This window comes from Isoptericola sp. NPDC060257 (assembly GCF_042726645.1).
In the GTDB taxonomy this organism is placed as follows: Bacteria; Actinomycetota; Actinomycetes; order Actinomycetales; family Cellulomonadaceae; genus Isoptericola; species Isoptericola nanjingensis.
In genome coordinates this window covers 1-10578 of sequence record NZ_JBHXAW010000152.1, presented here as the reverse complement: position 1 = coordinate 10578, position 10578 = coordinate 1, and the positions used below count along the sequence as shown (strand labels likewise).

The window sequence follows — 10578 nt, the reverse complement described above, 5'->3', positions numbered from 1 at the left end:
GAATCGATCCTCATATCCACGTCGTGAGGATCGATTCAGCACGCTCGATGCGTTGCGCCCGGGTTCAGGCCAGGCGGTACCCCATGCCGCGCACGGTGACGAACCGCTCGGCGCCGAGCTTGTTGCGCAGGTAGCGGACGTACACGTCCACCACGTTGGAGCCGGGGTCGAAGTCGTACCCCCACACGCGCGAGAGCAGCTGCTCGCGGCTGAGCACCTGCCCGGCGTTGCGCAGGAACGCCTCGGCGAGCGCGAACTCGCGCGCGGACAGGTCCACCTCGACGCCGGCGGCGGTGGCCCGGCGGGTGCGCAGGTCGAGGCTGAGGTCGCCGTGGCTGAGCACCGTGACCTCGCCCGCCGGCTCGGCCCGCAGGCGCAGCCGGATGCGCGCCAGCAGCTCCTCGAAGCGGAACGGCTTGGGCATGTAGTCGTCGGCGCCGCCCTCGAGGCCGGCCACCGTGTCCGCCACGGAGGTGCGCGCGGTGAGGATGATGACCGGCAGGGTCACCTTGGCCTCGCGCAGCCGGCGCAGCACGGTGAACCCGTCCTGGTCGGGGAGCCCGAGGTCGAGCACCATGAGGTCGAAGTCGCCCGACGACGCGAGGTCGAACGCCTCCCGCGCGGTCGCGACCGTGGTGCTCGCGTAGCCGGAGGCGCGCAGCCCCTTCGCGACGAACGACGCGATCCGCGTCTCGTCCTCGGCGATGAGGATCTGGCTCACGTGGCGGGTCCTTCCCGGTCGGGGGCGGTGCGCGGGGGCAGCTCGGGCGTGGGGGCGGAGCGTGCGGTCGGCGCGGTCCGGCCGATGGGGGGCACGGCGCGGCCGGGGGCCGGGTCCGGGCCCGCGTCCGGCACGGGCAGCACCGGCACGACGACCGCGAACGTGGACCCCCGGCCCGGGGCGGACTCGACCGTGACCTCGCCGCCGTGCCCCTCGGCGATGGCGGCGACGATCGCCAGGCCGAGCCCGGAGCCCTCCCGCCGCTCGCCGTCGTGCTCGCCGCGCGCGAAGCGGTCGAAGATGCGCTCCAGGTCGTCGGGCCCGATGCCGACGCCCTCGTCGCGCACCCACAGGCGCACGCGTGCGCCGTCCGGCGTCGTGCGCGACCCGATCGCCACCACCGAGCCGGGCGCGGAGAACTTCACCGCGTTGGCGGCGAGCTGCAGCCACGCCTGGGTGAGGCGCTGCGCGTCCGCCATGGTGCGGGCGTCGGTGCGCGAGTCGACCAGCCAGGTGCGCTCGCCCAGCGTGCGCGCCTTGTCGAGCACGTCGTCGGTGAGCCGGCCCAGCTCCACGGGCGCGTGCCGCACGAAGTCGGGCTGCCCGACGGTCGCGAGGGTGACCAGGTCGTCGACGAGGCGGTGCATCCGGTCGAGCTCGTCGAGGGCGAGCACCCGCGTCTCGGCGGCGTCCGCGGGGTCGGCGGTGTCCATCAGCTCGAGGTGCCCGCGCACGATCGTCAGCGGGGTGCGCAGCTCGTGGCCGACGTCGTCGAGCAGGCGGCGCTGGGACTCGAACGAGCCCTCGAGCCGGTCGAGCATCCCGTTGAAGGCGCGGGTGAGGTGCGTGAGGTCGTCGTTGCCCGACTCCGGGATCCGGGCGGACAGGTCCGACTCGCCGATCTGCTGCGCGGTGCGCGCGAGCATCCGGATCGGTCGCAGCAGGCGCCCGGCGAGCAGCCACCCGACGACCCCCGTCACGAGCAGCGCGGCGAGCGCGACGAGGAGGTAGCCGCGGAAGACGGCCTGCGTCTCGGCGTGCTCGGCGTCCCGGTCGTAGGCGAGGACGAGGGCGGCGGGATCGCCCGACGCCGTCACCGGGGCGACGGGCGCGACGAGCACCCGGTAGTCGGTCGTCGAGGTGCCGATCGTGCGCAGCACGGCGGTCTCCGACGTGAGCAGCGGGGTCACCGCCGCGACGAGCTCGGGGTCGTCCTGCAGGTGCACCTCCACGGCCTGCTGGGAGACGAGCGGCCGCTTGCCGGTGCGCAGGCCGAGCACGCCCTCGTGCCGGGCGGGCACGTCGAGCTGGATGGCGGCGATCACCACCTCCTCCGCGGAGGAGAACGGGTCGCCGGTCACGGGGTCGACCCCGGACGCGCCCAGGGTCTGCAGCTCCTGCGCGCTCTCCGAGAGGTCGGCGTCGATGCGGTCGTCCACGTGGTCGTACGTGAGGAGGTACGCGGTGGCCCCGGCCAGCGCGAGCGCGAGCGCGGTGAGTGCGAGGAGGACGGCCAGGATGCGCGTGCGGACGGTGGGCCCGCCCTGGGGCCGCGGGGCTCGCGCCATCAGTCGTCCTTGTCCGTGTCGGGGGCGTCGTCATCGTCGTCCGGGCCGTCGTCGTCATCGTCGTCGGGCCCGTCGTCGTCATCGTCGTCGTCCGTGGGCGGGACGGGCGCGACGCCGCCGTCGTCGGACGTGCGCGTCGGCGTGGGCGAGGGGCTCCCGGACGGCGACGGCGTCGGGTCCCCGGACGGGTCGGGCGTCGGCGACGCCGGGTCGGGCGTGGGGGAGACGACCACCACGCCGCCCACGTCCCGGTCCTCGGGCTCGGACGACAGGGCGGCGGCGAGGACCCCGCCGATCAGCGCGACCAGCGCCACCCCGAGCACCCAGGGCACCGCGGCGCGCCACCGACGTCCGGACCGTTCAGCCATGCCCGGATCATCCCGCGGGCGGATGAGACGCAGATGAGAGCGCGTCGGCCTCGGCGCCCGCTCCCGGGTCCGGCGCCGCGAGCCAGGTGTCGATCTCGGCGAGCAGGCGGCGCCGCGTCCCCTCCGCGGCGCGGCTCGCGCGCACCGACGACCGCGCCAGGTCCGCCAGCTCGGCGTCGGTGAACCCGTGCACCTCGCGCGCGGCGACGTACTGGTCGAGCAGCCGGGAGGAGAAGAGCAGGGGGTCGTCCGCGCCGAGCGCGACGCGGGCCCCGGCCTCGACCAGGGGCCGCAGCGGCACCTGGGACGTGTCGGCGTAGACGCCGAGGCCGACGTTCGAGGCGGGGCACACCTCCAGGGCGACCTCGCGCTCCACGAGCTCGGCGAGCAGCGCCGGGTCCTCCCCGGCACGCACCCCGTGGCCCAGCCGGTCGGGGTGCAGGGCGTCGACGACGTCGCGCACGTGCGACGGCCCGAGCAGCTCGCCGCCGTGCGGCACCGACGCCAGGCCGGCGCGGCGCGCGATCCGGAACGCGGCGGCGAACTCCGCGGTGTCGCCGCGCCGCTCGTCGTTGCTCAGCCCGAAGCCCACCACCTCGCCGGGTCCCTCGCCCGCGTACCGGGCCGCGAGGCGGGCGAGCGTGCGTGCGTCCAGCGGGTGCCGCATCCGCGAGGCGGCCACGACCACCGCCACCTCGACGCCGTGCGCGGCGCTCGCGGCCCGCGCGGCGTCGAGCACGATCTCGACCGCCGGCGTGATGCCCCCGACGAACGGCGCGTACGACGTCGGGTCCACCTGGATCTCGAGCCGTCGCGACCCCTCGGCGGCGTCGTCCGCCGCGGCCTCGTCGACCAGGCGGCGCATGTCCGCCTCCGAGCGCACGCACGCGCGGGCCGCGTCGTAGAGGCGCTGGAAGCGGAACCAGCCGCGCTCGTCGGCCGGCACCCGCAGCGGGTCGCCGTCCAGCAGGGCGCCGGGCAGCCGCACGCCGTGCCCGACCGCCATGTCGCGGAGGGTGGGCACCCGCATCGACCCCGTGAAGTGCAGGTGCAGGTGGGCCTTGGGGAGCTTCGCCAGATCGCGCACGGCGCCAGTCTGCCCCGACTTCGCGGGCGACGGCCCGGTCAGGGCAGCCAGCCGCGCTCGCGGGCCACGGTCACGGCGGCCGTGCGGTCGTCGACGCCCAGCTTCGCGAACGCCCGCAGCAGGTGCGTCTTCACCGTGGCCTCCGCGATGAACAGCTCCCGCCCGACGGCGGCGTTGGACAGGCCGCGCGCCACCAGGCCCAGCACCTCGGCCTCGCGCGCGGTGGGCCGCTCCGCCGCGGTGCGCACGCTCGTCACGAGCCGGGTCGCGACGCCCGGCGCCAGCACCGTCTCGCCGCGCGCGGCGGCGCGCACGCCCGCCACGAGCTCGTCGCGCGGGGTGTCCTTGAGCAGGTATCCCGTCGCCCCCGCCTCGACCGCGCGCAGGATGTCGGCGTCCGTGTCGTACGTCGTGAGGACGACGACGCTCGGCCCGGCGCCGCGCGACGCCCCGACGATGCGCGCCGTCGCGCCCACGCCGTCGAGGCGCGGCATGCGGAGGTCCATGAGCACGACGTCGGGCGCCAGCTCGCCGGCCAGAGCCACCGCCACCTCGCCGTCCGGGGCCTCGCCCACCACCTCGACGTCGGGCTCGCCGTCGAGCATCCCGATGATCCCCGAGCGCACCACCGGGTGGTCGTCGGCGACCAGCACGCGCACCGTCGCGCCCGTCCCCGGGCCCGTCACGCCGCACCGCCCGAGACCGGCACGTGCACCTCGACGCGCGTGCCGCCGCCCTCGCCGGGCTCGACGGTGAGCGTGCCGCCCACCGCGGACACCCGCTCGCGCATCCCGGCCAGCCCGAGCCCGTCGACCTGGCCGGGCGGCAGGCCGCGGCCGTCGTCGGTCACCTCGAGCCGGACGTCGGGCGCCCCGAAGTCGGCGTCGCGCGTCAGCCGGATCGTCACGCTCCGGGCCCCGGCGTGCCGCCGCACGTTCGCCAGGGCCTCCTGCGCCGCGCGCAGCAGCACCACGTCGGCGGCCGCGTGGCCGGTGGCGCCGCCGGCGCGGGCCGGGGCCGTCGCGCCGGCCACGTCCAGCAGCACGGGCGTGCCCGTCTCGGCGGTGAACCGGTCGGCCAGCCGGCGCAGTGCCTCGGCGAGCGTCGAGCCCTGCAGGGGCACGGGCGCGAACGCGGCGACGAGTGCGCGGGCCTCCGCGAGGTTGTCCCGCGCGGTCTGCTCCACGACCACGAGCCGCTCGCGGGCACGGTCCTGCTCGCCCCGGTCGAGGGCCGCCGTCGCCGCCTGCGCCTGCGTCACGACGCTCGTGAAGCCCTGAGCCAGCGTGTCGTGGATCTCCCGGGCGATGCGCTCGCGCTCCGCCGTCACGCCCGCGGCGTGGTGCGACTCCGCGAGCTCCGCCTGGGCCCGGCGCAGCTCGTGCAGCAGGCGAGCGCGCTCCTCCGAGCGGCGCATCGTCGCGGCGAACCAGAGCCCGAGCAGCACGGAGAACGCGATCGCGATGCCCATCTGCGGTGCGGCCTCGATCAGCGTCGGGACGTCGAACCCCTGCTGGGCCGCGATGGCGAACGTGGTCGCGACGCCGAGCGCGACGCTCGCCACGACGGCGCGGCGCGGCGGCTCCAGGAGCATCCAGAGCTGCGTGAACGACGCGAACAGCAGGAACGTGGCCAGGCCGCCCTGGGCGACGGCGACCGCGGTCGCCACGATCAGCACGACCGTGTAGGCCAGCGCCCGACGCTGGTCGCGGCTGCGCGCCGCGGGGGCGCCCCACACCGCGTACGCGACGAGCATCACCGCCATCGCCGCGTACGCGGTCCACAGCCCGCGGGCGTCGGTGTCCCCGCCGAGCGCCATCGCCGAGGCGGTGAGCAGCACGATGAGCACGAACCCGACGTCCCACCACACGACCTGCCGGTCCCAGGGGTCGGCCGTCACCCGGGCGAGCTCGTCGTCGGCCCCGGGGCCCGCCGCGGCGCCGCCCCCCGTGCCGGGGGCGTCGTCAGCCGTCGTCACGGCGCCGCCACCGGAAGGTGCGCACCCCGACGACGAGCCCCACGATCAGCCATGCGACCAGTACAGCAGCGGTCGCGGGGTGCTGCCAGGACCCGCTCGTCTCGAGCGCGGCCATCTCCTCCGGGAGGAACACGGACCGCATGCCCTGCGCGATCCACTTGAGGGGGAACACCGAGGCCAGGGTCTGCATCCATCCCGGCAGGGCGAAGAACGCGAAGAACACGCCCGAGATGAACTGCAGCACCAGCACGACCGGCGTCACGACGGCGCTCGCGGACCGGCCCGACCGCGGCAGGGACGAGAACCCGACGCCGCAGACCGTGCCGGTGGCGGCGCCGAGCGCGAACACCCAGGCGAACGTGACCCAGCGGCCGGCGTCGGTGGGCAGCGGGACGTCGAAGGCGAGGGCCGCGACGGCCAGCAGCAGGGCCGTCTGCACGACCGACGTCGCGAGCGTCAGCGCCACCTTGCCGCCCACGTACGCGGTCACCGGCAGGGGAGTGGCCCGCAGGCGGCGCAGCGTGCCGTCGTCGCGCTCCACGGCGATGGAGACGGCCAGCGACTGGAAGCTGGTGAGCATGATGCCGGTCGCGACCATGCCGGGCAGGAAGTACTGGGCGAAGCCGATCTGCGCGACCTCGGTGCCCTGGTCCTCGCTCCCGAACACCGACGCGAAGATCGCCAGCATGACGATCGGGTAGGCGAACACGAAGATCACGGCGTCGCGCTCGCGCCAGAACTGGCGCAGCTCCACGCCCGCCCGCACCAGGGTGAGCCGGGCGATACCGGGCAGCCGCCCGCCCCTGCCCACCCAGGCCGCCGTCGCGACGGCCGGGCCCGTCGGCCCGTCGGCCCGGCGTGTCGAGACCCGGTCCGTGGTGCTCATCGGTCGTCCTCCGAGGTCAGCAGCCCCAGGTAGACGTCCTCGAGGCTGGGGCGGGTGATGCACAGGTCGGCGACCTCGCCGTCGGCGCCGGCGACGGTCGCCATCAGGTGCGCGGCGAACGCGGTCGGGGCGTCGGTGCGCTCGGCGTGCGGGGCGCCGTCGGCGGTCCAGGTCACCAGGGGGGTGCGCGCGTCGGGGCCGCCGAGCGTCTCCGGCGTCCCCTCCGCGACGACGCGCCCGTCGCGCACGACGGCGACGCGGTCGGCCAGGTGCGCGGCCTCGGCGAGGTCGTGCGTGGTGAGCAGGATGGTCGTGCCGGCGTCCCGCAGGCGCAGGACGAGGTCCCAGAACGTGCGCCGGGCCTGCGGGTCGAACCCTGTCGTCGGCTCGTCGAGGAAGAGCAGCTCCGGGTGGCCGACGACGCCGAGCGCGACGTCGAGCCGGCGCCGCTGCCCGCCCGACAGGGAGCGCACCCGTGCGCTCGCCTTGGGCGCGAGGCCCACGGCCTCGACGACCTCGTCGGGGTCGCGGGGCGCCGGGAAGTAGCGGGCGGTGGAGCGCACGGACTCCGCGACGGTGAGCTCGGCCTGGTCGCGCGAGTCCTGCGCGACGACGCCGAGCCGCGCCCGCCACGCGCGCCCGCCCCGGGCGGGGTCCTCGCCGAGCACGCGCACCTCGCCGCCGTCGCGGTCGCGGAAGCCCTCGAGGATCTCGATCGTCGTCGTCTTGCCCGCGCCGTTGGGGCCGAGCACGGCGACGATCTCGCCCGTCGCGAGGTCGAGGTCCAGCCCGTCGACCGCCTGCTTGGCCCCGTAGCGCTTCGCGAGCCCGCGGACGCGGACGGCGGCGCCGGAGGCGCCCGGTGCGCCGGGGGAGGGATCGCCGGGACGCCCGCGAGGGTCGGCCGGCGGGGGAGCCGGGGAGGGTGTCGTCGTCGAGGTCATGCGTCGAGCGTCGCCCTCGCGGCGGGTCCTGCGGGAGCCTCGGACGACGGGACCGGGCGTCCACCGATCGGTGGACGGCGTGCGGCCGGGGCCGGGGTTCGGGCGGTGGTGCGGGCGTGGTGCGGGCGTGGTTCGACCCAGCCCCCCGCGTCGCGTACAGTTGTCCCTCGGTGGTTGATGCCCGCCAAGATCGAACGCGCCCTTCCGGGGTGCTTCGAGCGTGGCGACAGGGGCGTCGAGCACGAAGGGTAGTGGCGCAATTGGTAGCGCAGCGGTCTCCAAAACCGCAGGTTGCAGGTTCGAGTCCTGTCTACCCTGCCAGCGTGATCCCCCGCGGGGCCGCGCGCAGCGGGGCCATCCGCATGACCCCGGAACGCCAGGAGTCAGTGCCGTGGGTGCGTCGCCGGCAGGTGGCGCGGCCGCGGCGGGAACGCGAAACGGGGTAGACGAGTGAGCGAGTCACCGGCTGAGGCCGTGGGGACGCCCGGCGGTGGCAGGTCCACCACCGGCAAGCGCCCGAACCTGTTCGCGCGCATCGCGCTCTTCGTGCGCCAGGTCGTCGCGGAGCTCCGCAAGGTCGTGACCCCGACCCGCTCGGAGCTGGTCAACTACACGATCGTGGTTCTGGTGTTCGTCACCGTGGTCATGCTGTTCGTGGTGGCCCTCGACTGGGTCATCGGACTGGGCGTCCTCGCCCTCTTCGGCGACTGACCTCGGCCCGCCGCCGGACGCCCGCCCCCGAAGCAAGCAGATTCCAGAAAGCAGGTTCGTTCGTGTCCCAGGATCCGCTGGACCAGACGGAGAACGTCGACCCCACCCAGCCCGACGCCGACGGCGCCGCGGCTGACCTCGACGTGCCCGCGGACCCCGCCACGGACGCGGCGCCCGAGGAGGCCGTCGAGGACTCCGCCGACGAGACCGACGCCGAGGACACCGAAGCCGAGGACTCCGACGCCGACGAGGCCGCCGAGGACGAGCGCCCGGCGGACGCCGACGGCGACGTCGTCGAGGACCCGGCCGAGGAGTTCCGCCGCACCCTGCGCTCGCAGCTCGGCGACTGGTACGTCATCCACTCGTACGCCGGGTACGAGAACCGTGTGAAGGCCAACCTGGAGAACCGCATCCAGAGCCTGAACATGGAGGACTACATCTTCCAGATCGAGGTCCCCATGGAGGAGGTGACCGAGATCAAGAACGCGCAGAAGAAGACCGTCCGCCGCGTCCGCATCCCCGGTTACGTCCTCGTGCGCATGGACCTCACGGACGAGTCCTGGGGCGCCGTGCGCCACACGCCGGGCGTCACCGGCTTCGTCGGCCACACGCACCAGCCCGTGCCGCTGACGCTCGACGAGGTCTACTCGATGCTGGCGCCGGTGTTCGTCGAGGCCGCCCCCGAGGCCGGCAAGGCCGCCGCGGCGTCGTCGGGCGCGACGGCGAAGGCCCCGGTCGAGGTCGACTTCGAGGTCGGCGAGTCGGTCACCGTCACGGACGGCCCGTTCGACACGCTGCCGGCCACGATCTCCGAGATCAACGCCGAGGCCCAGAAGCTCCAGGTCCTCGTCTCCATCTTCGGCCGGGAGACCCCGGTCGAGCTGTCGTTCAACCAGGTCGCCAAGATCTGACGGACGCGGTACTGCAACCGGGTCATCGCCCACGGCGTCGGCCCACGAACAAGAAAGACAGGGAAGAGTCATGCCTCCCAAGAAGAAGGTCTCCGGCCTCATCAAGCTCCAGATCAAGGCCGGTGCGGCCACGCCCGCCCCGCCGATCGGCCCCGCGCTCGGTCAGCACGGCGTGAACATCATGGAGTTCTGCAAGGCCTACAACGCGGCCACGGAGTCGCAGCGCGGCAACGTCGTCCCCGTCGAGATCACCGTGTACGAGGACCGCTCGTTCACGTTCATCACGAAGACGCCGCCGGCCGCCGAGCTCATCAAGAAGGCCGCCGGTGTGGCCAAGGGCTCCGCGACCCCGCACACCGTCAAGGTCGCGCAGCTCAGCCAGGACCAGGTCCGCGAGATCGCGCAGACCAAGCTCCAGGACCTCAACGCGAACGACATCGACGCCGCGATGAAGATCGTCGCCGGCACCGCTCGTTCGATGGGCATCACCGTCGCGGAGTGATCCGCGACCGGGTCGCCCCGCGCCTGACCGGATCCGTCCGGTCCGGCCCGGGCGGCTCGGACCAAGTCCCGGCGAACGACGTCGGGCACGTGGCAGGGTCCGCGCGGACCCGCTCACCACGACTGCAGAAGGAGAAGCAGATGGCAACGCGCAGCAAGGCGTACCGCGCCGCGGCCGAGAAGATCGACCGCGAGAACCTGTACAGCCCCCTCGAGGCGGTCCGCCTCGCCAAGGAGACCGCGACGGTCAAGTACGACGCGACCGTCGAGGTCGCGTTCCGCCTGGGCGTCGACCCCCGCAAGGCCGACCAGATGGTCCGCGGCACGGTCAACCTGCCGCACGGCACCGGCAAGACGGCCCGCGTGATCGTCTTCGCGAACGCCGCCAAGGCCGAGGAGGCCGTGGCGGCCGGCGCCGACGAGGTCGGCGGCGACGACCTGATCGCCAAGGTCGCGGCCGGCTACACCGACTTCGACGCCGCCGTGGCGACGCCGGACCTCATGGGCAAGGTCGGTCGTCTGGGCAAGGTGCTGGGCCCCCGTGGTCTCATGCCGAACCCGAAGACCGGCACCGTGACGATGGACGTGACCAAGGCCGTGTCCGACATCAAGGGCGGCAAGATCGAGTTCCGCGTCGACAAGCACTCGAACCTGCACTTCATCATCGGCAAGGCGTCCTTCGACGAGAAGGCGCTGGTGGAGAACTACGCCGCCGCGCTCGACGAGGTCCTGCGTCTCAAGCCGACGTCCTCGAAGGGCCGGTACATCACCAAGGCCACGATGACGACGACGATGGGCCCGGGCATCCCGCTCGACCAGTCGCGCACCTCGAAGCTGCTCGAGGAGGCGTGATCCCGACAGGGACCCGCTGAACCACCGCCGACGGCCCGGCACCCGCGAGGG

At 74.5% G+C, this 10578-nt stretch carries 12 protein-coding genes and 1 tRNA gene; 5 read left to right on the top strand and 8 right to left on the bottom strand.

Annotated features, from left to right (window positions below; all coding sequences use genetic code 11):
• Positions 1–64: 64 nt before the first annotated feature.
• The 8 genes from ACFWEK_RS13305 to ACFWEK_RS13270 are packed head-to-tail and all read right to left on the bottom strand — an operon-like array spanning position 65 to position 7552.
• Positions 65–721 (bottom strand): response regulator transcription factor, encoded by a 657-nt coding sequence (locus ACFWEK_RS13305; protein ID WP_429764814.1) that lies wholly within the window; start codon positions 719–721, stop codon positions 65–67.
• On the bottom strand, positions 718–2289 hold the full coding sequence (locus ACFWEK_RS13300; protein ID WP_430554350.1) for a sensor histidine kinase: 1572 nt from the start codon (positions 2287–2289) through the stop codon (positions 718–720). The genes ACFWEK_RS13305 and ACFWEK_RS13300 overlap by 4 nt, the downstream gene beginning before the upstream one ends.
• Positions 2289–2657, bottom strand: a complete 369-nt coding sequence (locus tag ACFWEK_RS13295; protein WP_430548489.1) for a hypothetical protein — start codon at positions 2655–2657, stop codon at positions 2289–2291. The genes ACFWEK_RS13300 and ACFWEK_RS13295 overlap by 1 nt, the downstream gene beginning before the upstream one ends.
• 7 nt (positions 2658–2664) lie before the next feature.
• Positions 2665–3744 carry an adenosine deaminase gene (locus ACFWEK_RS13290; RefSeq protein ID WP_430554349.1) on the bottom strand — a complete coding sequence of 360 codons (1080 nt, stop codon included), beginning with the start codon at positions 3742–3744 and terminating at the stop codon, positions 2665–2667.
• A 38-nt stretch (positions 3745–3782) separates the two neighbouring features.
• Positions 3783–4430, bottom strand: coding sequence for a response regulator (locus ACFWEK_RS13285; protein WP_430548491.1), 648 nt, complete (start codon positions 4428–4430; stop codon positions 3783–3785).
• The gene (locus tag ACFWEK_RS13280) at positions 4427–5722 is read right to left on the bottom strand and encodes a sensor histidine kinase (protein ID WP_430554348.1); all 1296 of its coding nucleotides are present in this window, start codon (positions 5720–5722) and stop codon (positions 4427–4429) included. Before ACFWEK_RS13280 ends, ACFWEK_RS13285 begins: the two co-directional genes overlap by 4 nt.
• Positions 5709–6608, bottom strand: a complete 900-nt coding sequence (locus tag ACFWEK_RS13275) for an ABC transporter permease (RefSeq protein WP_430554347.1) — start codon at positions 6606–6608, stop codon at positions 5709–5711. The genes ACFWEK_RS13280 and ACFWEK_RS13275 overlap by 14 nt, the downstream gene beginning before the upstream one ends.
• Complete coding sequence (locus ACFWEK_RS13270; protein WP_430548494.1) at positions 6605–7552, bottom strand: ABC transporter ATP-binding protein; 948 nt, start codon at positions 7550–7552, stop codon at positions 6605–6607. Before ACFWEK_RS13270 ends, ACFWEK_RS13275 begins: the two co-directional genes overlap by 4 nt.
• A 245-nt stretch (positions 7553–7797) precedes the next feature.
• On the opposite strand from ACFWEK_RS13270, the gene ACFWEK_RS13265 reads away from it, so the two are divergent.
• The 5 genes from ACFWEK_RS13265 to rplA all read left to right on the top strand — a co-directional run bounded on the left by ACFWEK_RS13265 (position 7798) and on the right by rplA (position 10527).
• Positions 7798–7873 (top strand) — tRNA-Trp (locus tag ACFWEK_RS13265).
• 129 nt (positions 7874–8002) lie between these two features.
• Positions 8003–8263 (top strand): preprotein translocase subunit SecE, encoded by a 261-nt coding sequence (secE, locus tag ACFWEK_RS13260; RefSeq protein ID WP_430548495.1) that lies wholly within the window; start codon positions 8003–8005, stop codon positions 8261–8263.
• 62 nt (positions 8264–8325) lie between these two features.
• Positions 8326–9174, top strand: coding sequence for a transcription termination/antitermination protein NusG (gene nusG / locus ACFWEK_RS13255; RefSeq protein WP_430548496.1), 849 nt, complete (start codon positions 8326–8328; stop codon positions 9172–9174).
• A 70-nt stretch (positions 9175–9244) separates the two neighbouring features.
• Positions 9245–9676, top strand: coding sequence for a 50S ribosomal protein L11 (gene rplK / locus ACFWEK_RS13250; protein WP_430548497.1), 432 nt, complete (start codon positions 9245–9247; stop codon positions 9674–9676).
• A 140-nt stretch (positions 9677–9816) separates the two neighbouring features.
• Positions 9817–10527 carry a 50S ribosomal protein L1 gene (rplA, locus tag ACFWEK_RS13245; RefSeq protein WP_430548498.1) on the top strand — a complete coding sequence of 237 codons (711 nt, stop codon included), beginning with the start codon at positions 9817–9819 and terminating at the stop codon, positions 10525–10527.
• The last annotated feature ends 51 nt before the right edge of the window (positions 10528–10578 follow it).